This window comes from Marinobacter shunpengi (assembly GCF_045449695.1).
Lineage (GTDB): Bacteria > Pseudomonadota > Gammaproteobacteria > Pseudomonadales > Oleiphilaceae > Marinobacter.
The window spans coordinates 269,291-290,941 of record NZ_JBJJKZ010000015.1 but is presented as its reverse complement, the minus strand read 5'-3'; the positions used below and the strand labels follow the sequence as shown (position 1 = coordinate 290,941).

Annotated in this window: 17 protein-coding genes; 6 read left to right on the top strand and 11 right to left on the bottom strand. The window is 62.0% G+C overall.

Annotated features, from left to right (window positions below; translation table 11 throughout):
* Positions 1–157 precede the first annotated feature (157 nt).
* Positions 158–907, top strand: a complete 750-nt coding sequence (locus tag ACJO2E_RS13595) for a response regulator (protein ID WP_406964517.1) — start codon at positions 158–160, stop codon at positions 905–907.
* A gap of 81 nt (positions 908–988) precedes the next feature.
* Here ACJO2E_RS13595 and ttcA read toward each other — a convergent pair whose 3' ends face one another.
* Complete coding sequence (ttcA, locus tag ACJO2E_RS13590; protein WP_406964781.1) at positions 989–1,894, bottom strand: tRNA 2-thiocytidine(32) synthetase TtcA; 906 nt, start codon at positions 1,892–1,894, stop codon at positions 989–991.
* Between the two features lie 139 nt (positions 1,895–2,033).
* Here ttcA and ACJO2E_RS13585 point away from each other — a divergent pair, with 139 nt between their 5' ends.
* Both ACJO2E_RS13585 and ACJO2E_RS13580 read left to right on the top strand, forming a co-directional pair.
* Positions 2,034–2,738, top strand: coding sequence for a DNA-J related domain-containing protein (locus tag ACJO2E_RS13585; RefSeq protein WP_406964516.1), 705 nt, complete (start codon positions 2,034–2,036; stop codon positions 2,736–2,738).
* Positions 2,732–3,754, top strand: coding sequence for a polysaccharide deacetylase family protein (locus tag ACJO2E_RS13580; RefSeq protein WP_406964515.1), 1,023 nt, complete (start codon positions 2,732–2,734; stop codon positions 3,752–3,754). The genes ACJO2E_RS13585 and ACJO2E_RS13580 overlap by 7 nt, the downstream gene beginning before the upstream one ends.
* Positions 3,755–3,756: 2 nt before the next feature.
* Here ACJO2E_RS13580 and ACJO2E_RS13575 read toward each other — a convergent pair whose 3' ends face one another.
* Positions 3,757–4,089, bottom strand: coding sequence for a TraR/DksA C4-type zinc finger protein (locus ACJO2E_RS13575; RefSeq protein WP_406964513.1), 333 nt, complete (start codon positions 4,087–4,089; stop codon positions 3,757–3,759).
* A gap of 346 nt (positions 4,090–4,435) precedes the next feature.
* On the opposite strand from ACJO2E_RS13575, the gene ACJO2E_RS13570 reads away from it, so the two are divergent.
* Positions 4,436–5,692, top strand: coding sequence for an ABC transporter substrate-binding protein (locus ACJO2E_RS13570; RefSeq protein ID WP_406964511.1), 1,257 nt, complete (start codon positions 4,436–4,438; stop codon positions 5,690–5,692).
* A 21-nt stretch (positions 5,693–5,713) separates the two neighbouring features.
* The gene (locus ACJO2E_RS13565) at positions 5,714–6,964 is read left to right on the top strand and encodes an ABC transporter substrate-binding protein (RefSeq protein WP_406964510.1); all 1,251 of its coding nucleotides are present in this window, start codon (positions 5,714–5,716) and stop codon (positions 6,962–6,964) included.
* Between the two features lie 27 nt (positions 6,965–6,991).
* On the opposite strand, the gene glpK is transcribed toward ACJO2E_RS13565, so the two are convergent.
* Complete coding sequence (gene glpK / locus ACJO2E_RS13560; protein WP_406964508.1) at positions 6,992–8,473, bottom strand: glycerol kinase GlpK; 1,482 nt, start codon at positions 8,471–8,473, stop codon at positions 6,992–6,994.
* A gap of 30 nt (positions 8,474–8,503) precedes the next feature.
* A complete protein-coding gene (gene edd / locus ACJO2E_RS13555) occupies positions 8,504–10,324 on the bottom strand; it encodes a phosphogluconate dehydratase (RefSeq protein ID WP_406964506.1) in 1,821 nt (606 codons plus the stop codon).
* 100 nt (positions 10,325–10,424) lie between these two features.
* Between edd and pyk the strand changes: the two genes are divergently transcribed.
* Complete coding sequence (pyk, locus tag ACJO2E_RS13550) at positions 10,425–11,882, top strand: pyruvate kinase (RefSeq protein ID WP_406964505.1); 1,458 nt, start codon at positions 10,425–10,427, stop codon at positions 11,880–11,882.
* Here the strand turns inward: pyk and ACJO2E_RS13545 are convergent.
* From ACJO2E_RS13545 to clpX, 7 genes are all read right to left on the bottom strand, one after another.
* On the bottom strand, positions 11,879–12,535 hold the full coding sequence (locus ACJO2E_RS13545; protein ID WP_406964503.1) for a bifunctional 4-hydroxy-2-oxoglutarate aldolase/2-dehydro-3-deoxy-phosphogluconate aldolase: 657 nt from the start codon (positions 12,533–12,535) through the stop codon (positions 11,879–11,881). The two genes, pyk and ACJO2E_RS13545, sit on opposite strands and share 4 nt — an antisense overlap.
* A gap of 20 nt (positions 12,536–12,555) precedes the next feature.
* On the bottom strand, positions 12,556–13,275 hold the full coding sequence (gene pgl / locus ACJO2E_RS13540) for a 6-phosphogluconolactonase (protein WP_406964501.1): 720 nt from the start codon (positions 13,273–13,275) through the stop codon (positions 12,556–12,558).
* Positions 13,262–14,740: a glucose-6-phosphate dehydrogenase gene (gene zwf, locus ACJO2E_RS13535; RefSeq protein ID WP_406964499.1), complete on the bottom strand. Its 1,479-nt coding sequence runs from the start codon at positions 14,738–14,740 to the stop codon at positions 13,262–13,264. The genes pgl and zwf overlap by 14 nt, the downstream gene beginning before the upstream one ends.
* Positions 14,741–15,093: 353 nt before the next feature.
* Positions 15,094–16,941 (bottom strand): SurA N-terminal domain-containing protein, encoded by a 1,848-nt coding sequence (locus ACJO2E_RS13530; RefSeq protein ID WP_406964497.1) that lies wholly within the window; start codon positions 16,939–16,941, stop codon positions 15,094–15,096.
* 235 nt (positions 16,942–17,176) lie between these two features.
* Positions 17,177–17,449 (bottom strand): non-specific DNA-binding protein Hbs, encoded by a 273-nt coding sequence (gene hbs / locus ACJO2E_RS13525; RefSeq protein ID WP_189573490.1) that lies wholly within the window; start codon positions 17,447–17,449, stop codon positions 17,177–17,179.
* 235 nt (positions 17,450–17,684) lie between these two features.
* On the bottom strand, positions 17,685–20,099 hold the full coding sequence (gene lon, locus ACJO2E_RS13520; protein WP_406964495.1) for an endopeptidase La: 2,415 nt from the start codon (positions 20,097–20,099) through the stop codon (positions 17,685–17,687).
* Positions 20,100–20,299: 200 nt separating this feature from the next.
* On the bottom strand, positions 20,300–21,583 hold the full coding sequence (clpX, locus tag ACJO2E_RS13515) for an ATP-dependent Clp protease ATP-binding subunit ClpX (RefSeq protein ID WP_328185674.1): 1,284 nt from the start codon (positions 21,581–21,583) through the stop codon (positions 20,300–20,302).
* Positions 21,584–21,651 lie beyond the last annotated feature (68 nt).

Here is a 21,651-nt window from a genome sequence, read left to right as displayed (position 1 = left end):
CGGACCGGGGCCATATTCACCGACCTGTGCCACAATTTGGCGACGGGCTACTTGAATTGCCCGTCACCGGGAATTAACGTGTGGCAAGCCCTCAAGGATCCGCCAAGGCCGCCCACTGCGGCAATACGAGGGCCCTCGTACAGACAGGGAGAACACCATGCCCCGTGGCAACGCACTCATTGTTGATGATTCCTCCACCGCCAGGATCATCCTCGCCCGGCTGCTGGAAAAAGCCGACCTCACCAGCAAGGGCGCCAGCTCGGCCGAAGAGGCCCTGAGCATGGTTCAGCATGAGCAGTTTGATCTGATCTTCCTGGATCACCTGCTACCGGGCATGAACGGCTTCGAGGCCCTGGAGAAGTTCAAGAGCCGCCCGGAGAGCAAGGACATTCCGGTGTTCATGTACACTTCCCAGAATGCCGACCGCTACATACAGGACGCCAAGGCCCACGGCGCGGCCGGTGTCATCGGCAAGCAGGTGGAGCGGGAACAGCTGGTCCAGATGATCGATACCATCCTGGCGGAAAGTGACGATGAACCCGAGTTCGCGGCACCGGTGCTGAGCCCCTACCAGACCGTAGCCGACCAGTCCTACCTTCGCCGCCTGACCGGGCGCCTGTCCACCCTTGAAATTGCCTACGAGGAGGCCAACGAGGACATCCGCGCGATGAAGCAGCACATGGCCCGGGTGGACGCCCAGTTCCAGGAGGAACTGGAGAACCGGGTGGGCAAGGTCCGCCGGTTGTGGATGCTCACCACCGTGGTATTCGTGCTGGTGGCCCTGTTCCTGGGCCTGCAGATCAACAGCGTGTCGGAAACCGTGGACGGGCTGAATACCCAGTTGGGCCTGATCAGCCAGATGATTGGCGGGCTGATGGAACTGATCGGGGGCGGGGGTAATAACTGACCCGGGGCCGCCGGCCACCATCCGGATACGAAAAGGGCGATCAGATGATCGCCCTTTCTGGTCTGCAGGACCGGCCCGACGTCAGAGGTTCAGCACATCCAGACGACCGTAGTCACGCTCCGGCTCGGCGGCCTGCTGCACCGGCTCGGCTTTCCCGCCGACGATTGAGCGTCCGTTCTCGAAGTCGTACAGGGTGTTGTCCGCCAGGTGCGACGGCTCCACATTGCACATGGCGCGGAACATGGTCTCAATGCGACCGGGATGCTGTTTGTCCCACTGCTGGAGCATGTCCTTGACCACCTGGCGCTGGAGGTTCTCCTGGGAGCCGCACAGGTTGCAGGGAATGATCGGGTATTCCCGCAATGCCGCATAGCGGGCGATGTCCTTCTCCCGGCTGTAGGCCAGAGGGCGAATCACCGTGTTGCGGCCATCATCGCTGAACAGCTTGGGCGGCATGGACTTCATCTTGCCACCGTAGAACATGTTCAGGAACAGGGTTTCCAGCAGGTCGTCCCGGTGGTGGCCCAGGGCAATCTTGGTGATGCCCTGTTCCTCGGCGAAGTTATAGAGGATACCCCGTCGCAGGCGCGAGCACAGGCCGCAGGTGGTCTTACCCTCAGGCACCTTCTCCTTGACGATGCTGTAGGTGTCCTTCTCAATGATGTGGTACTCGATCCCCAGGGCGGACAGGTACTCAGGCAACACGTGCTCGGGAAAGCCCGGCTGCTTCTGGTCCAGGTTGACGGCAATCAGCTCGAAGGGCACCGGGGCACTCTTCTGCAGGTTCATCAGGATATCCAGCATGGTGTAGGAATCCTTGCCCCCGGACAGGCACACCATGACCCGGTCACCGGATTCGATCATCCGGAAATCCTGGATGGCCTGCCCGGTTTCCCGCCGCAACCGCTTCTGGAGCTTGTTCGTCTCCAGCTTGCGCTTGCGTTCGGCTTCGCTGGCCGGTGTATCGGATACCGCTTCCGGCGTCATCACATCAGACATAATCAACCTGTGGCCATGGTGGAAAGATGGTGAATAAACAGGCGGCGATTATACCGGAGGCGGGCTGCTCCCGTCAGGTATCCACCCCCCGTAAATGCCACGATAGTCCGGTTCCCTTGGGATTGCGTTGCTACTGACCTACCATAATGCCATGAACCAGTCACAGGAAAGCCAATTACACTCTGTTCCCACAGACTCCCACACCCAGGCCCGACAGGCGCTGGAACGCCATGTCCGGATGCTTGGCGCGGCGGTGGAGGCCTGCCTGCGCCAGGCCCGTGGCGGGCTGTCGGAGCTGGAACTCATCCGCCAGCTCCAGTCGCCGCCCTGGGAACTGATCGGGCCGGTGGATTACGCCAACCCGGCGGCGCTCTATCCTGTCCACTTCCTGGTATTCCATGTGCTCTACCGCCTGCGGGATGAACTGGCGACCCGGGGCGAAACCGTGACCATCTCTCCCCTGTCCATCTCCCTGACGCAGGCCGACGTGGTGGCCGGAACCGGCCTGCCGGATCAGGCAGACCCATTGAGGGCCTTCTACCTGGACCTGGACCAGTACGAGATGTCGGAGGACGATATCCTGCGCCTGGTGGACGATTTCTGGGCAGGGCGATCCCACGGCACGCCGGGCCGGGGAGACGCCGCCAGGGCCGCCGAGGTACTGGGCTTCGAGGCACTGCCAGCGGATTTCACCGCCGTCAAGCAACGCTTCCGCCGCGCCGTGATGCAGGCCCACCCGGACCGGGGTGGCGAGACCGAACAGGTCCAGAAGCTCAACGAGGCCTTCGCCATCCTGCGCCACTACTTCCGACACGGAGACACCCCATGCTGAACCGATACCTGACCCTGGCTGTGTTGATCACCACTGCGGCCGTGCCCGCGAGGGCGGACCTGGTGGTGCTCCAGTACCACCATATCAGTGACCGGACGCCCGCCAGCACCAGCACCGAGGTAGACCTTTTCCGTGAACAACTGCATCGTATCCAGGAGCTGGGGCTTGAGGTGGTCCCCCTCAAGTCCGGCACCGAAGAGGCCCTCGCAGGCAGGCTGGAAGGACAACAGCAGGCGGCCATCACCTTCGATGACGCCTACGAATCGGTCTGGACCACGGCGGCCCCCATCCTGGACGAGTACGGCTATCCGTATACCATTTTCGTCAATACCCAGGCCGTGGGCAGCCCGGGTCATATGACCTGGCAACAGTTGGAACAGGCCGCCGGACTCTCCCATGTAACCATCGCCAACCACAGCCATGACCATGCCCATCTGCCACGAAAGCCCGACGAGCCCCGCAATGCCTGGCACCAGCAGGTAACCGCCAGCCTGGACCACGCCCAGACGCTACTGGACGAGCGACTGGGTATGGACGAGCCGCTGTTCGCCTACCCCTACGGCGAATACGACGCTGGCCTGGAACAACTCCTGGACGAACGGGATTGGTACGGCTACGGCCAGCAATCCGGTGCCATCGGCCCCACGTCGGACCCGAGCCGCCTGCCCCGGTTTCCCATGGCAACCGCTTACGGGCAGATGGACAGCCTCGATGACAAGCTGCGCAGCCGGGCGTTGCCGGTGGACGCCTCCGAGCTGCCGGACGGTATCGTGTCGGACAACCCGCCCCGCCTGACCCTCCGCTTGCCGGACCGGTTGAATCCGGAGGCCCTTACGTGCTTCGCTTCAGGACGCGGGCGGCTAGCACTGGAGCCCCGGGGACAGGAGGTCACGGTACAGGCGGCGGAGGCCTTCAACAGCCGGCGCTTCCGCTACAACTGTACCTATCCGGCGGGCGAGGGGCGCTTCTACTGGCTGTCCCAACAGTGGGTGGACCTGGAGCGGCCGGAGGACTGACGCTACTCCTCCTCGTCTTCGGCGCAACGGATACACAGTGACGCCCACGGCAGGATTTTCAGGCGTTCCGGGTTGATCGTGTCACCGCAACGTTCGCACCGTTCACCTTCGCCCTCTTCCAGCCGGCCAAGGGCATGAATGACCTGACGGAGTTCTTCCCGTACCTCCAGCTCCAGGTGATCCACCACCTCATCGTTCTGGCGCTGTACCGCCTGCTCGGAAAAATCCGCTTCCAGCTTGCCTTCGTCGCGGTGCTGGTGAGCCTCGTACCGCTCCAGCCGACGGGTCAATTCCTGCTTGAGCCGTTCGAGTTCTTCTTTACGGGTCTTGGCCATCAGCTTGCCACCTCCTGCTCGAACATTGAATCCTGCCAGGGTATCCCAAAGAATGGCTGAGCAATTGATAGCCGTCAAAATTAGACGTGCTCAGAACCGGGAAGCCAAAAACAATCAGTGCGTTATACTACGGCGGTGGCCATCGGCGGATCACGGTTCGACGCGCCGGCCCCTCAGTTACGCATCGTCACACCCTGTTACCGGTTGCCACATTTTTCCACCAAGGTCACATTGCGAATTCAGGCAACAGCGACAACACTTGGCCTTGCCAATGCATTTTTCAATATTTCACAAATACAACAGATAGATAAGGGTGCCCCGGCGGTTACCCGCAGGAGATGTTTGAATGCCCAGGTGGATTTGTTCCCTCGCCATCCTTTCATCGCTCATTGTCCTGTCCGCGCCCATACTGGCGGAGCCCCTGAAACTGGGATTCAACTACCCGCAGACCGGTCGTTATCAGGACCAGGGCCTGCAACAGCGTATGGGGGCCTTCCTGGCAGTGGAGGAAATCAATGAGGCCGGCGGCATCCTTGGTCGCCCGGTGGAGCTGGTAATCCGTAACACCCGGGGGGATCCGGAGCGTGGCGCCGCCAACACCGCCGACCTGATCGATAATCACGGTGTGGAGATGCTGTTCGGCGGCTCCTCCTCCGCCGTTGCCATAGCCTCCGGCAAGGCGGCAAAGGAACGGGACCGGATCTACTTCGGCACCCTCACCTATTCCAACGCCACCACCGGCAGTGCTGGACATACCCACATGTTCCGGGAACCCTTCAATGCCTGGATGTCCGCCAAGGCCCTGGGCAGCTTCCTGAGCGAGAACTACTCGGACAAAAAATTCTTCTATATCACCGCTGACTACACCTGGGGCTGGTCGGTGGAGGAATCCCTGCGGCAGTTCACCGACACCGGCGATACCAGCGAACACCCCGGCACCAGGACACCGTTTCCCAACGCCCTGACCAGCGATTTCCAGGCGGCGCTGGAACAGGCAGCCGCCAGCGATGCGGATGTGCTCGCCATGGTACTGTTCGGTGATGACATGGTGAGGGCGGTGAATATTGCCTATTCCATGGGCCTGCACGACAAGATGCAGATCGTGGTTCCCAACATTACCCTAAGCATGGCCAACCAGGTCGGCCCCAGCATCATGGAAGGTGTCATCGGCGCCGCACCCTGGATATGGAACCTGCCCAGGGAAGCCGGCTATGAGCGCGGCCAGAAGTTCGTACAGGACTTTTCCGAACGCTACGAGATGCGTCCGTCCTCCGCCGCTGCCTCTGCCTACAGCATCGTCTACCAGTACAGGGATGCGGTGGAGCGGGCCGGTACCACCAATACCGCCGATGTCATCCGCGCGCTGGAGGGGCACCGCTACACCTTCCTGAAGGATGAACAGGAGTGGCGGGCCTTTGATCACCAGAACGTCCAGTCCGTCTACGTCGTCCGGATTCGCCCCCGGGAGGAGGTACTGGCCGATGAGCACTCCAGTGACTATTTCGAGATCGTCCATACCCTGCCGGGGAATGAGGCGGTCCGCACCCGGGAAGAGTGGGAGGCAGACCGTCGCAAGGCGGGAATGCCCCTGACCCTACAATAAACCCAGAAAATGGAATCGTTCATGAAGAAAAACGTAGTAATGGCACTCGCGCTGCTGCTCACCAGTCCGTTGACCAGCGCACAGGAGGTACTGAAAATCGGACTCAACTACCCCGCCAGTGGCCGCTATGAGTATCTCGGCCTCCAGCAGCGGATGGGGGCCTTCCTGGCTGTGGACGAAATCAATGAGGCCGGCGGCATCCTTGGTCGCCCGGTGGAGCTGGTGGTCCGCAATACCCAACTGGACCCCAAGCGGGGCGCCGCCAACGTCCGTGAAATGGTGGACGAGGAGAATGTCCAGATGCTGTTCGGCGGGGTGTCCTCGGCGGTTGCCATCGCCTCGGGCCGTGCCGCCAAGGAAAAGGACCGGATCTACTTCGGCACCCTGACCTACGCCAATGCCACCACCGGGACTGCTGGCCACACCCACATGTTCCGCGAATCCTACAACGCCTGGATGACAGCGAGCGCGATAGGTAAGTATCTGGCCGAAGAGTTCCGGGACAAGAAATACTTCTTCATTACCGCTGACTATTCCTGGGGCTACTCGGTTGAGGACTCAGTGCGCGCGGCATCCGGCACCGAGGATACCGAACGTCATCCGGTCACCCGTACCCCCTTCCCCAACGCCACCTCACGGGATTTCCAGTCCGCCCTGGAACAGGCGGAAGCCAGTGGTGCCGATGTCCTGGTGCTGATCCTCGGCGGTGGCGACATGGTCCGTGCGGTGAACATCTCCCACGATATGGGCCTGAAAGAGAAAATGCAGATCGTGTGGCCCAACACCAGCCTGGGTACGGCACTGCAACTGGGACCCTCGCTGATGGAAGGTATTATCGGTGCCGCCCCCTGGTTCTGGAACCTGCCTTATGAGAAGGGTTACGAGCGGGGCATCGAGTTTGTCGAGGCGTTCTCCAGCCAGCACAACATGCGGCCATCGTCCGCGGCGGCCTCCGCCTACAGCATCGTGTACCAGTACAAGGATGCAGTGGAGCGGGCCGGTACCACCAATACCGCCGATGTGATCCGGGCCCTGGAGGGGCACAAGTACTCGCTGCTCAAGGATGAACAGGAATGGCGGGCCTTCGACCATCAGAACGTGCAGTCCGTCTACCTGGTGCGAATGCAGTCCCGGGAGAAAGTGCTTGCGGATGAATACAACAGTGGTTTCTACGAAATCCTCGGTACGGTGCCCGGCCCCGAGGCGGCCCGGACCCTGGAGGAATGGCAGGCGGTTCGCCGGGAAGCCGGCGTTCCGCTGACCCTGCAGTAGCCGCTGACGGAGCGAGACCGGCGGTTGTCAGCCAGCCTGCAACCGCCGCACAGCTCCCAGCCATCCGTCATAGAGCCGGTCACGGTCCGCCTTGGACATGGCCGGTTCAAACCGGCGTTCACAGCGCCAGAGCTTCTCGATCTCCTCCAGGCTCTCGTAGACCCCGACCTGGAGCCCCGCCAGGAAGGCCGCGCCAAGAGCCGTTGTTTCTATCACCTCCGGCCGGTCCACAGTTGCCCCCAGGATGTCCGCCAGAAACTGCAGCACCCAGTTGTTCACCACCATGCCACCATCCACCCTCAGGGCCACCGGACGTACGCCGTCATCTTCCATGGCCTTCTGCAAATCCTTGGTCTGATAACACACGGACTGCAGGCCAGCAGTGACAATCTCCTTGATACCGGTGTCCCGGGTCAGGCCAAACATGGCTCCCCGTGCCTTGGGATCCCAATGAGGCGCGCCCAGGCCGGTAAACGCGGGCACCAGGTACACGCCATGGTCCACTGGTGTCTGCTCCGCCAGCATCTCGCACTCGTCCGCCATGCGAATCAGGCTCAGACCGTCCCGCAGCCACTGGATGGCGGCACCGGCGATAAAGATACTGCCCTCCAGGGCGTAGGTGGTCTTGCCGTTGAGACGGTACCCCACCGTGGTCAATAACTGGTGTTCGGATTTCAGGGCCTGCTCCCCGGTGTTGAGAATCAGGAAACATCCGGTGCCATAGGTACTCTTGGCCGTGCCCTCGGCGAAGCAGGTCTGGCCGAACAGAGCCGCCTGCTGGTCCCCGGCCACACCACCGACAGTGACACCCGCTGCCGGCAGACCGTTGGCGATGGTCCCGAAATCCGAAGCACAGTCACGCACTTCCGGCAGCAGGGATTCCGGGATACCAAACAGCTCCAGCAGGTCCGGGTCCCAACGCTGTTCGTGGATATTGAACAGCATGGTGCGGGAGGCATTGGTAGCATCGGTCAGGAAGGAGCGCCCTTCGGTGAGCCGCCACAGCAGGAAGGTGTCGATGGTGCCAAAGGCCAGTTCCCCCTTCTCCGCCCGCTCCCGGGTCCCCTCCACATTGTCCAGTATCCAGCGGATCTTGGTGGCGGAGAAATAGGGATCGATGAGCAGCCCGGAACGCTCGGTCACCCCCGGCTCATGGCCATCATCCTTGAGTTGCTGGCACAGCCCGGCGGTGCGCCGGTCCTGCCAGACTATGGCGTTGTACACCGGCTTGCCGGTCTGCCGATCCCAGATGATGGTGGTTTCCCGCTGGTTGGTGATGCCCACCCCCAGGATCTGGCTGGCCTCCACACCGTTATTGTCCAGTACCGCCTGGCAGGTGGACCTGACTGTGTCCCAGATGGCTTCGGGATCATGCTCTACCCAGCCACTGTCGGGATAGATCTGTTCAAATTCCTGCTGCTCCACGGCGTGGATCCGGCCTTCCCGGGTGAAGAGGATGGCCCGGGAACTGGTGGTTCCCTGGTCGATCGCCAACAGATACTGGCTCATAGGCCGTTGTGCTCCTTTTTATTGTTCGAATCAATCGTGGGACTGGAAGAACAGTGTAGCCCCCTGCTCCGGCTCCGACGCCCCCTGGCGGAACCAGGCAAACAGTTCCCGGCCCAGCCCGTACTGATTGCCGGAAAGGTCCGCACTGGCCGGTTCCCGGTCTTCCAGATTGCCACCGGATACCTGCACCGACAATTCCCCCCGGACGGCGTCTACACGAATCATATCACCATCCCGCACCTTCGCCAGGGCGCCTCCCCTGGCTGCCTCCGGATAGACGTGAATGGCCGCCGGCACCTTGCCACTGGCACCCGACATGCGCCCGTCGGTCACCAGGGCGACCTTGAATCCCCGGTCCTGCAGGCTGCCCAGGTAGGGTGTCAGTTTATGCAGCTCCGGCATGCCGTTGGCGGCCGGTCCCTGCCAGCGAACCACCGCCACGAAATCCCGGTCCAGTTCCCCCCGGTCAAAGGCGGCGGCCACGTCGGACTGGTCATCAAACACGAGGGCCGGGGCTTCCACCACCCGATGCTCGATGGCCACCGCCGAGGTCTTGAGAATCCCCCGGCCCAGGTTGCCCTGCATGACCTTGAGACCGCCCTCCCCGTCAAAGGGCTCCGACACCGGCCGCAGCACGCCCGCGTCGCGGGTTGCCGCCGGCGCGGGGTGCCAGACCAGTTTTCCGCCCTCCAGGGTGGGTATATCGGTATAGGCCCTCAGGCCATGCCCCATCACCGTGTCCACCTCTTCGTGCAGAAGACCGGCGTCCAGCAGCTCCCGGATCAGGAATGCCGTGCCCCCGGCCTGGTGGAAATGGTTCACGTCCGCCTGGCCATTGGGGTAGATGCGTGTGAGCAGGGGCGTCACCGCCGACAGCTCGGCATAGTCGTCCCAGTCGATAATGATGCCCGCGGCCCGGGCAATAGCCACCCAGTGCAGGGTATGGTTGGTGGAGCCACCAGTGGCCAACAGCGCGACCAGGGCGTTAACGATGGTCTTCTCGGACACCATATGGGCCAGGCCGAGTTCACCGCCATGGGGTCGGGACAGCCGGATCACCTGCTCTGTGGCGGCCCGGGTGAGGGCCTCCCGCAAGGGCGTGCCCGGGTTGATGAAGGCTGCCCCGGGCAGGTGCAGCCCCATCACCTCCACCAGCAGCTGGTTGCTGTTGGCGGTGCCGTAGAAGGTGCAGGTACCGGGGCTGTGGTAGGACTCGCTTTCGGCTTCCAGCAGCTCGTCCTTCCCCACCTTGCCCTCGGCGTACAGTTGCCTGACCCGTTGCTTTTCCTTGTTGGGCAGGCCGGACGGCATGGGACCGGCCGGCACCAGCACCGTGGGCAGGTAACCAAAGCTCAGCGCCCCGATCAGTAGCCCCGGCACGATCTTGTCGCAGATCCCCAGCAGCAGGGTGGCGTCGAACATGTTGTGGCTGAGGGCCACGGCGGTACTCATGGCGATCACGTCCCGGGACACCAGGCTCAGCTCCATGCCCGGCTGGCCCTGGGTAACGCCGTCGCACATGGCCGGGGTGCCACCGGCGAACTGGGCCACCGAGCCCATGCCATGGGCCGCCTCGCGGATCACGTCCGGGAAGCCGGCGTAAGGCTGGTGGGCCGAGAGCATGTCGTTGTAGGCCGACACCATGGCCACATTGGCCTGATTCATCAGTTTCAGGGTCTGCTTGTCGCCGGGCTGGCAGGCGGCAAAACCGTGGGCCAGGTTACCGCAGGACAGGGTGGCCCGGTGGGGCGACTGCCGACCCAGTTCCTGCATACGCCCAAGGTAGTCTTGCCGGCTGTCACGGCTACGCCGGACAATACGGTCCGTTACCTGCTTTACGGTGGGGTGCATCGCCGCCCTCCTTCACCATTCTGTTACAATTTGACACTACCATGACGGGGCCATCAGGTCGCCCCGTCAGGCAGGCCTCCAGACAAGGAATCGATACGCTATGCCAGAGCAGCTAAGGCGCACCAAAATCGTCGCCACCCTCGGCCCCGCCACCGACGCCCCCGAAACCCTTGAACGCATTATCCGCGCCGGGCTGGATGTCACCCGGCTCAACTTTTCCCACGGCAGCGCCAGTGAGCACTGCGAGCGTGCCCGCCGGGTGCGGGACGCCGCCGCCAACTGCGGCCGCTTCGTGGCCATCCTGGCAGACCTGCAGGGACCCAAGCTTCGGATCGCCCGGTTCCGGGACAACAAGGTGACGCTGCGGGCCGGCGAGACCTTCGTCCTGGACGCCGCCATGGACAAGGAAGCCGGCGACGGCCAGCGCGTCGGCATCGACTACGAGCAACTGATCCAGGATGTCAGCCCCGGCGATATCCTGGTGCTGGACGATGGCCGTATCGAGATGGAAGTGACCGCCGTGGACGACCACAGTATCACTTCCACCGTGCTGATCGGCGGCCCGCTGTCCAACAACAAGGGCCTCAACAAGCGCGGCGGCGGCCTGTCCGCAGACGCACTGACCACCAAGGACCGGGAGGACATCACCACTGCCGCCGAACTGGGTGCGGACTATGTGGCGGTGTCCTTCGTCCGCACCGCCGATGACATGCACACGGCCCGGCAACTGTTGCGGGACGCCGGCTCGTCCGCGGCCCTGGTGGCCAAGATCGAACGTGCCGAGCTGGCCCACGACACACAGGCCCTGGACGACGTCATCCTGGCCTCGGACGCGGTCATGGTGGCCCGTGGCGACCTGGCCGTGGAAATCGGCGACGCCGAACTGGTGGCCGTGCAGAAGCACATCATTGCCCGTGCCCGCGCGCTGGACCGGGTGGTGATCACCGCCACCCAGATGATGGAGTCGATGATCGACAACCCCATGCCGACCCGGGCCGAAGTCTCCGACGTGGCCAATGCGGTGATGGACTACACCGATGCCGTCATGCTATCCGCCGAGACTGCCGTGGGCGACTACCCGGTGCAGGCGGTGGAAGCCATGGACCGCATCTGCAAGGGCGCGGAACGTCACCCGTCCATGCACCAGTCCGGCCACCGCATGCACGAAAGCATGGAGCGGGTGGACGAGGCCATTGCCCTGTCCGCCATGTACGCGGCCAACCACCTGCAGGGCGTTACCGCGATCATCTGCCTGACGGAAACCGGCGCCACGCCGCTGCTGATGTCCCGTATCAAGTCGGGACTGCCCATCTTCGCCTTTTCCCGGCATTTCACCACCCAGCACCGGGTAGCCCTGTACCGGGGGGTGCAGACCGTGCCCTTCGATTCCGCCGAAATCCCGCCGGAGCAGACCAATGCCCTGGCGGTCGGGGAGCTGCAGAACCGGGGCATCGTCAAGCCGGGGGATCTGGTGGTGGTCACCAAGGGCGACTACGTCAATGCCCAGGGCGGCACCAACACCATGAAGATCCTGCGGGTGGGCGACGATATCCGTTAACCCTGGCAGCTTGCCAGACTCTCCCGGGCCAGCCGGGTGATTCCCGGCCAGTCACCCTGGCTGACCCGCTTCTCCGGCGTCAGCCAGGTGCCCCCCACCGCCACCACGTTGCCCAGCGCCAGATAGTCCCGGGCGGTGTCCCGGCGAATCCCCCCGGTGGGACAGAACACAACATCGGGGAACGGCCCGGCCATCGCTTTCAGGCCCTCCAGCCCGCCGGCGACCGCCGCCGGGAAGAACTTGAAGGCACGGTATCCCAGCTCATACCCCAGCATCAGTTCCGACACCGTGGCCACGCCCGGTAACAGGGGGGCATTGGCAGTCAGCCCGTAGTCCAGTAGCCGCGGCGTAATGCCGGGGCTGACTACGAAACGGGCACCGGCACTCTCCGCCTGGCGATAGGCAGCGGGATCGGTGACGGTACCCGCCCCCACCAGGACGTCCCCGGGCAGCTGTTTGCTCAGGGTCTCGATCGCTGGCAGGGCCTGGGGGGTGCGGAGGGTGATCTCCAGCACCCGGATGCCCCCTTCCACCAGCGCCTCCGCCAGAGGCATGGCGTCCTCCTCCCGGTGCAGGGTGATCACGGGCACCAGCGGTCCCGCTGCCAGCACCGCCTGTATGCGCTGTTGCTGATCCTTCGAAAGTCCAGGCATGACGGTCCTCCTTGCCAGAGTCAGGGACTCCAGAAAATGGACAAAGGCTGATGGAAAAAATAACGGACGGGCATGGGCCCGATGGCGAACGGTTCGGCGATGGCCTCATCCAGGGCGGCCCTCTTGCCATCCCCCCGGAGCAGCAGCACTGTCATCAGTGCTCCTGACAGTGTCCGGGCGCTGAGGGTCAAGCGTACCGTGGACTGGGAGTCTGGTGTGATTGCCACTACCGGTGGCGCATCCGCCGCCATGGCCGCGGACAGTTCCGGGGCATCGGGAAACAGCGAGGCGGTGTGGCCGTCCTCCCCCATGCCCAGAACCACCACATCGGCGGGCCAGTGTAGTCCGGCAAGCCGTTCGGAGGCCTGCCTGGCCGACTGGCCGGGCGTCTCGTCGCCGTCCTCCACCAGTTCCATCAGGCGGGCACTGGCGGCGGCCCCCTGGAGCAGGTGTTGCCGTATCATACGGCTGTTGCGCTGATCGCTATCCACGGCCACCCAGCGTTCATCTGAGGGCACGATGGTCACCTGTTCCCAGGGCAGTAACAGCCCTGAGAGCGCCTGCAGGAACCCTGCCGGCGTGCGCCCGCCGGACACCACCAGTAACGCATCACCACGCTCCCTGATGGACTCTCGCAGGCGACTGGCCGCCTGTTCCGCCAGTTCGCCGGCCAGTGCCTCCGGATCAGCAAAGGGCCGGAGGGAGACACCGGCTAACAACGGCTGTTCAGACGTCTTCATACCAGCTCCTGCCATCGCGGGTGATCATCGCGATGGAGGCCACCGGCCCCCAGGTGCCGGCGGCGTAGCGCTTTGGATGGGCGCCGCATTCCTCGCAGTTGGCCAGTAACTGGTCAACCCAGTGCCAGGCATACTCCACCTCGTCCCTGCGTACGAACAGATACTGGTTGCCTTTCATGGCTTCCAGCAGCAGACGTTCGTAGGCATCCGGGATACGGTCGGTATTGAAAGCCTCGGCAAAGGTCAGCTCCAGAGGGCCCTGACGCAGTCGCATGCCACGACTGAGCCCCTGGTCCTTGGTGAGGATTTGCAGCGACATGCCCTCGTCCGGCTGCAGCCGGATAATCAGCTTGTTATTGGCCAGGTGTTTCTGGTCCGGGTCGAAGATGTAATGGGGCGCCGGCTTGAAGTGCACGATCACCTCGGACCGTTTCTCCGGCAGCCGCTTGCCGGTCCGGATATAGAATGGCACACCCGCCCAGCGCCAGTTCTCGATCTCCACCTTGAGGGCAACGAAGGTCTCGGTATGGCTGTGCCCCACGGCTCCCTTCTCTTCCAGGTAACCAGGCACCGGTTTGCCGTCCGCCGTTCCCGCCGTGTACTGCCCCCGCACCAGGTGGGTAGGAATGCGCTCCTGGGTCAGGGGCGCCAGGGCCTTGAGCACCTTCACCTTCTCATCCCGGATGCTGTCCGACGATAGGTCCGACGGCGGGTCCATGGCCAGCAGGCAAAGCAGTTGCAGCAGGTGACTCTGCACCATATCCCGCAATTGCCCGGCACTGTCGAAGTAGGACCAGCGACCTTCAATGCCAACACTCTCCGCCACCGTGATCTCCACATGGGAGATGTGGTTCTGGTCCCACTGGGAGGCAAACAGGTTATTGGCAAACCGCAGGGCAATCAGGTTCTGTACCGTTTCTTTGCCCAGGTAATGATCGATCCGGTAGATGTTCTCTTCCCGGAACACACCGGCCAGCTGGTCGTTGAGTTCCCGGGAGGAAACCAGATCGTGGCCGATGGGCTTTTCCACCACTACCCGGGTTGTCTCGTCGCAGCAGCCGACACTGGCCAGGTGCCCGGTAATGGTCGCATAAAGGTCCGGTGGTGTGGCGTAGTACAGGATCAGGGTGTTCTCCGATGGCCCCCTGCCGTGCCACTGTTCCAGCGTCAGGTAGCCCTCACGACTGGAGAAATCCAGGTCCTCGTACTCCACCCGCTCCAGGAAGGCTTCCATCGTCGGAGGGGACAGCTCGTCAGACCCCAGTGTCCGGGACAGTCTTTCCCGGATCACCTGTCTTGCCTCGGCAGTGGAATAGCCCCGGCGTGCCAGCGCCAGTATCCGGGTGCCGGGTGCCAGCAACTCGGCCCGGTGGAGATGGTACAGGGCCGGGAACAATTTCTTCGAGGCAAGATCTCCCATGGCCCCGAACAGAATCAGGTCACAGGCAGTGTCCGGGCTAACCATATTGGTGCCTCCTCAGGTCCCTGGGAGTCTGCGCGGTAGAAAGTCGCACCGTTGCGACCGCCCCACTTTGGCCCCTTTTGAGCGCTCATTTTCGCTACATAGAGCCACTATGCGCCCAAAATGACCGTAAAAATGGCCTCAAAGTGGGACAATCTCGCCTGGCGCGATTTCTACCGCACAGACTCCTGGCGATGGTTTTGTCATTATCATACAAAAATCATGACAACCCTCGTGCCGGATTTCCAGGTTTGTTTAGTGTCCCGTACATGACACCAGGGCAGAAAAAAACCCGCCGCCGGGTAATGCCGGGGGCGGGCTGTTTTTCTCAGGCGACCCGGGCCGGGCCTGTAACGTCAGGGACGTTCAATTTCCGCCCTATCTCGCAGGGTCTGCACGTAGGCCCGGTATTCGCTCTGGCCATTGAGCTGGGCCAGGAACAGGCTCATGTTCCTGACTTCCTCGCTGCCTTCGTCCACCTCACCATCGGTGACGCCGGACAGGGCGATCACCGCCAGGTCGGACCCGGTTTCAGCGGTACCAAAGCTGAAACTGTCCTCATCCGGTGCGGTCAGGGAGAAGACGGTAGCCTGTACCGGCCCGGCAAGGTCGCTCTGCCCCCGGGTGACGCCCTCATGACGGGTCCATTCGTCACCTTCCGGGGAAACCTCTCCCTCACGCAACTGGGCAAGAAGCTCATCAGCCTTCTCACGGAGCAGCTCCAGGGTACGCTCCCGCTCGAGGCGTTCACGGATCTGGTCGGACACCTCGGCCAGCGGCCTGGGTTCTTCCGGATGATGCTCAGTGACCCGGGCCACCACAGCGGAAGTCTGGCTGACATCAATCAGCTCGGTGTTGAAGCCGTCTTCCAGTACATCACCGGAGAACAGTTGCCGTACCAGACCGGCGTGATCAAAGGGCGGCTCGTTGCTCTCCCGGGTAACACCGGAGCGGGTCTGCACCTCCAGGTCGAACTGCTCCGCCGGGTAATCCAGGCCGTCGCCGGAAAAGGCCATATCAGCCAGCTCCGTACGCTGACGTGAGAATTCCTCCCCGGCCTGGCGCTGGGCCAGTTGCAAGCGGATCTCTGGCGCCTGCTCCTCGAAACTCGGTGCGTCACCCTTTCGGATATCCAGCAATTTGATGAAATGAGTGCCATATTCGCCTTCCACCGGGCCGGCGATCTCGCCCTCATCCAGAGAAAACAGGGCCTCGTCGTAGGCACCGCCAAGGTCACCCTCCATCAGGTACCCCAGGTCACCGCCCTGCTCCGCCGACAGCGGATCATCGGAGAACTCCCTGGCCAGCTCGGCGAAGTCCGCGCCCTCTTCCAGGCGCTGCTGGATGGTGTCGATCGTTTTCTGGGCGTCTTCCCCGTCCTCGATCAGGATATGGGCACTCCGGCGCTCTTCCTGGGTAAGCTGGTCGGCCATCTGATCATAGCGCTGACGGACTTCCTCCTCGGACACTTCAATACCGTCCCGTACATCGTCAATGGAGAGCACCAGGTACTCCACATCGACGGATTCCGGCTGCATGAAGCGGGACTGGTTATCCTGGTACCACTGGGCCACGTCTTCCTCGGTGACCTCCACCTGATCGGCCACGGAATCACCTGACAGGCGCAGCAGTCTGAAGTCACGGCTCTGGTTCTGGAGTGCCAGCAACCGGCGAGCCGATTCGTCGGGCGAGATACCGCCACGAACGACTGCGGTGCGGATCTGGTTGCTGATATAGTCACGCTTCAGCACTTCACGGAATTCGGTAGGCGTCATTCCCAGGTTGCGGACGAATGATGTAAAACGCTCCTGACTGAATTCGCCATCCACCTGGAACTGGGACATGCCGACAATAAGCTGGTCGACACTGACGTTGTTCAGTGCCAGCCCCTGTTCGCTGGCGTCCTGTGCCAGCACTTCAGCCCGGATCATGCTGTCCAGTGTGTCCCTGCGGATCTGGTCTTCGTCCAGCAGCGTCGGATCCGGATTCTCCATCTGCCTGAGTTGCTGCTGGCTGGCAATCTGCACCATCCGCTGGTATTCACGTTCGGTGATGTCCTCGCCGTTCACCGTCGCCACCTCCGGTTCCCCCCGGAAACCGCCGACAATGGCATCCATCCCCCAGATAGACAGGGACACAATCAATACGGCGATGATGATCTTGGCAATGGTGCCCTGGGCATTTTCCCGAATATCTTGAAGCATGTTCCTCCCGGATCGCTCGCACCTTTCCCTACCATCCTGCTGGTATCAGGTTCAGCGTCAGGCCTCTTTTCAGTGTTCTTCTGGAAAAACAGTCAGCGGGACGCCCGGCACTGCGGGGCTGGTACTTTGCTGGCCGACTGAACGTAAAAAGGCGCACCCTTGATGGAATGCGCCTTGAATCCGAGCAGGGCGGCACTGGTCAGGAAATGCCAGTACCGCCTGCCGAAGGAGTCCGTTACTTGACGGCGTCCTTCAGAGCCTTGCCTGCCTTGAACCCGGGCACCTTGGAGGCCGGGATCTTGATCTCGGCGCCAGTCTGCGGGTTACGACCAGTGCGAGCGGCACGCTCTTTTACAGAGAAAGTACCAAAGCCGATCAGGGTCACCTGGTCGCCTTTTTGCAGCGCGCCGGTGATGGAGCCGGTCATGGCGTCCAGAGCACGGCCAGCGGCGGCCTTGGAGATATCGGCGGACTCTGCAATTGCATCGATAAGTTCGGACTTGTTCACACTAAACCCCTTCGATTTCAGGTTGGAAGTTCTCGGTCTGTTTATTTTTCTGAGACGTTCCCGACTATCGCATAAGCGGTCGGAGAATGCCATTCTTCACTTTTTTTATTCCCTGCGGCTGTTAACCGGTCCACGGAATAGGTTTTGATCGCGCGGGAGCCCTTGGTATTGGCTGCTTCACGGCGAAACAGTTATACCAACGGGCTCTCAGGCATGTCAACAAAGCACGCAGCTTTTAATGTGTGTTGATTCTTTCGCCCGCGTCGCCGTCGTCGTCACGGCTGCCGGCTCCCTGTGTCTGAGAGGTTGACGTACTGGTCAGCGGCTCCGGGGTATATTCCAGGGCAACGTCCAGAACCTCATCGATCCATTTCACCGGACGAATCTCGAGGGACTCCTTGATATTATCCGGTATCTCCTTGAGATCCCTTACATTTTCATCAGGGATAATAACCGTCTTGATACCCCCGCGGTGCGCCGCAAGGAGCTTTTCCTTGAGCCCGCCGATGGCCAGCACACGGCCCCTGAGGGTAATCTCACCGGTCATGGCGACATCGGCGCGAACCGGAATTCCGGTCAGGGAAGAGACCAATGCGGTGCACATGCCAATGCCGGCGCTGGGACCATCTTTTGGTGTGGCACCCTCAGGTACGTGCACATGCAGGTCCTGTTTTTCGTGAAAGTCGTCACGAATTCCAAGCCCGGGGGCGCGGCTGCGGACCACGGTCAGGGCCGCCTGGATGGACTCCTGCATCACGTCACCCAGGGAACCGGTTTTCACCACCCGGCCCTTGCCGGAGGTCACCGCGGTCTCGATGGTCAGCAGTTCGCCACCCACCGATGTCCAGGCCAGGCCGGTTACGGAGCCCACCTGGTTCTTCTCTTCCGCCAGGCCGTACTTGAACTTGCGAACGCCGGAGTAGTCTTCCAGCAGCTCCGGAGACAGCTCCAGGGCCGCCTTCTCGCCCTTTTCCACATGCTCGCGGACCACTTTGCGGCAGATTTTGGCGATCTCCCGCTCAAGGCCCCTCACGCCCGCCTCGCGGGTGTAATAGCGGATAACATCCCGCAGGGTCTGCTCGGGCATGACCAGTTCCTGCTTGCGCAGACCATTGGCCTTGAGCTGCTTGGGCAGCAGGTACTTGAGCGCGATGTTGACCTTCTCATCCTCGGTATAACCGGGGATGCGGATGATCTCCATGCGGTCCAGCAGCGCCGGCGGGATGTTCATGGAGTTGGAAGTGCACACGAACATCACATCCGACAGGTCGTAATCCACTTCGAGGTAGTGGTCGTTGAAGGTGTGATTCTGCTCCGGATCCAACACCTCCAGCAGTGCCGACGCAGGGTCGCCCCGGTGATCCATGCCCATCTTGTCGATCTCGTCGAACAGGAACAGCGGGTTCTTCACACCCACCTTGGAGAGCTTCTGGACCAGTTTGCCCGGCAGTGCGCCGATATAGGTTTTGCGGTGGCCACGGATCTCGGCTTCGTCCCGAACGCCACCCAGCGCCATGCGGGTGTACTTGCGATTGGTGGCCCGGGCGATGGACTGCCCCAGGGACGTCTTGCCCACCCCGGGCGGCCCCACCAGGCACAGCACCGGCCCTTTCACCTTCTTCACCCGGCTCTGTACCGCCAGGTACTCCAGGATGCGGGTCTTGACCTCGTCGAGGCCATAATGGTCCTCGTCGAGGATCTTGCGGGCCTTGTCGATGTCGTGGCGGACACGGCTGCGCTTCTTCCAGGGCAGCGCCAGCATCCAGTCGATGTAACCGCGCACCACGGTCGCCTCGGCTGACATGGGCGACATCATCTTGAGCTTGTTCAGTTCGGCCTCGGTCTTCTTGCGTGCCTCTTCCGGCAGACCGGCTTCTTCAAGCTTCTGTTCCAGCTCTTCGAAATCGCCGCCGCCTTCGCCCAGGGAGCCCATCTCCTTCTGGATGGCCTTCATCTGCTCGTTGAGGTAATACTCCCGCTGGCTCTTCTCCATCTGTTTCTTGACACGGCCACGAATGCGCTTCTCCACCTCGATCAGATCGATCTCGCTGTCCAGGCGGCCGAGCAACAGCTCAACGCGGTTGCGGATATCCAGGGCCTCCAGCAACTCCTGTTTCTCCGGCACCTTGAGTTCGAGGTGTGCCGCCATGGTATCCGCCAGGCGCTCCACCTCGTTGATGCCCTGCAGGGCGCTGGAGACCTCGGAAGGCACCTTGCGGGACATCTTGACGTACTTCTCGAATTCTTCCGTCAGAGTGCGGACCAGAACCTCCTCTTCCCGTTCCGGGAGGGAATCCGGCTCCAGCAGCTCGGCGGTGGCGGTCAGGTAGTCACCTTCGGCAACCGCATCCAGGCTGGCGCGGGCGTTACCTTCCACCAGTACCTTGACGGTGCCGTCCGGCAGACGGAGCATCTGCAGGACAGTGGCCAGCGTACCGACGTTGAAGACGTCGGACGGGCCCGGATCATCCGTACCCGCATCCCGCTGTGACACCAGCAGAATCTCCTTGCTGCCCTCCATGGCCACTTCCAGGGCCTGGATGGACTTTTCACGCCCCACAAACAGCGGCACGACCATGTGGGGGAAGACAACCACGTCCCGAAGGGGAAGCATCGGGTATTCGGTACGGGTTTCGGGAGTCGGGGTCATAAAGCATCCTCTGACGATGTTTCTTTCAGCATACCACCGAACATTGGGGTTGTTTGCCCAATTGCAATGTTTTTACAGACGCTTTCCAGCCGCTACCGGCTGTAACAGGGCGTCACATCACACTGTCGCTGGAACAGGCACAAAAAAAGGGCGTTGCCGCCCTTTTTCTGGTTGTCCGGCTGGCGCCGGTGGTCGTTCCCTCAGTCTTCCGGAACCGCCTTGGCGTGATCGCTGCTGGCGTAGATCTTGAAGGGCTCGGAGTCCCCGTCAATCACGCTCTCGTCGATCACCACCTTGGTCACGTCCGGCTCTGACGGGATCTGGTACATGGTATCCAGCAGTGTGGCTTCCATGATGGAACGAAGGCCACGGGCACCGGTCTTGCGTTCCATGGCCCTGCGGGCCACGGCACGCAGAGCGTCCTCACGGAAGTCCAGCTCCACGCCTTCCATATCGAACAGCTTCTGGTACTGCTTGGTCAGCGCGTTCTTGGGCTCGGTGAGGATCTGTACCAGGGCTTCTTCGTCCAGCTCGGTCAGTGTCGCCACCACCGGCAGACGACCAACGAATTCCGGGATCAGGCCATACTTGACCAGGTCCTCGGTCTCAACGTTGCGGATAATGTCACCGGTCTTCTTGGTGTCATCCTGGCTGGCCACCGAAGCGGCAAAGCCGATGCTGTTCTTCTCGGTACGCTCACGGATCACCTTGTCCAGCCCCGCAAAGGCGCCGCCGCAGATAAACAGCATGTTGCCGGTATCCACCTGCAGGAACTCCTGCTGAGGATGCTTGCGACCACCCTGGGGCGGCACCGAGGCAACCGTGCCCTCGATCAGCTTGAGCAGTGCCTGCTGCACACCCTCACCGGACACGTCACGGGTGATGGAGGGGTTATCGGACTTACGGGAAATCTTGTCGATCTCGTCGATATAGACAATGCCCCGCTGGGCCTTGTCCACATCGTAGTCGCACTTCTGCAGCAGCTTCTGGATGATGTTCTCGACATCCTCACCGACATAACCCGCCTCGGTCAGCGTGGTGGCGTCGGCGATGGTGAACGGCACGTTCAACATCCGCGCCAGGGTCTCAGCCAGCAGGGTCTTACCGCTACCAGTGGGACCGATGAGCAGGATGTTGCTCTTGCCCAGTTCCACATCACCCTTGCCTTCGCCGTAGCGCAGACGCTTGTAGTGATTGTAAACCGCAACCGCCAGTACCACCTTGGCGCGGTCCTGCCCAATCACATACTCGTTCAGGGTATTGCGAATCTCGTTTGGTGTCGGCAGGCGGTCGCTGGCCTCTTCCTGTGCATTTTCCTGGATTTCCTCCCGGATAATATCGTTGCACAGGTCGACACACTCGTCGCAGATGAACACCGACGGCCCTGCAATGAGCTTACGGACTTCATGCTGGCTTTTTCCGCAAAACGAGCAGTACAGCAACTTACCGTTGTCGTCGCCCCTGCCGTTTCTTTCATCTGCCATTGAATTACCTCTGGTCTGGTTTCCGGTGCCAATGTGTGGCCTGGCATGCACCGCTACCGCCCTGACAC

Coding starts and splice junctions, on each gene's coding strand:
- ACJO2E_RS13595 (WP_406964517.1), top strand. CDS start 158: ATGCCCCGTGGCAACGCACTCATTGTTGATGATTCCTCCACCGCCAGG.
- ttcA (WP_406964781.1), bottom strand. CDS start 1,894: ATGACGCCGGAAGCGGTATCCGATACACCGGCCAGCGAAGCCGAACGC.
- ACJO2E_RS13580 (WP_406964515.1), top strand. CDS start 2,732: ATGCTGAACCGATACCTGACCCTGGCTGTGTTGATCACCACTGCGGCC.
- ACJO2E_RS13575 (WP_406964513.1), bottom strand. CDS start 4,089: ATGGCCAAGACCCGTAAAGAAGAACTCGAACGGCTCAAGCAGGAATTG.
- ACJO2E_RS13570 (WP_406964511.1), top strand. CDS start 4,436: ATGCCCAGGTGGATTTGTTCCCTCGCCATCCTTTCATCGCTCATTGTC.
- ACJO2E_RS13565 (WP_406964510.1), top strand. CDS start 5,714: ATGAAGAAAAACGTAGTAATGGCACTCGCGCTGCTGCTCACCAGTCCG.
- glpK (WP_406964508.1), bottom strand. CDS start 8,473: ATGAGCCAGTATCTGTTGGCGATCGACCAGGGAACCACCAGTTCCCGG.
- edd (WP_406964506.1), bottom strand. CDS start 10,324: ATGCACCCCACCGTAAAGCAGGTAACGGACCGTATTGTCCGGCGTAGC.
- pyk (WP_406964505.1), top strand. CDS start 10,425: ATGCCAGAGCAGCTAAGGCGCACCAAAATCGTCGCCACCCTCGGCCCC.
- ACJO2E_RS13545 (WP_406964503.1), bottom strand. CDS start 12,535: ATGCCTGGACTTTCGAAGGATCAGCAACAGCGCATACAGGCGGTGCTG.
- pgl (WP_406964501.1), bottom strand. CDS start 13,275: ATGAAGACGTCTGAACAGCCGTTGTTAGCCGGTGTCTCCCTCCGGCCC.
- zwf (WP_406964499.1), bottom strand. CDS start 14,740: ATGGTTAGCCCGGACACTGCCTGTGACCTGATTCTGTTCGGGGCCATG.
- ACJO2E_RS13530 (WP_406964497.1), bottom strand. CDS start 16,941: ATGCTTCAAGATATTCGGGAAAATGCCCAGGGCACCATTGCCAAGATC.
- lon (WP_406964495.1), bottom strand. CDS start 20,099: ATGACCCCGACTCCCGAAACCCGTACCGAATACCCGATGCTTCCCCTT.
- clpX (WP_328185674.1), bottom strand. CDS start 21,583: ATGGCAGATGAAAGAAACGGCAGGGGCGACGACAACGGTAAGTTGCTG.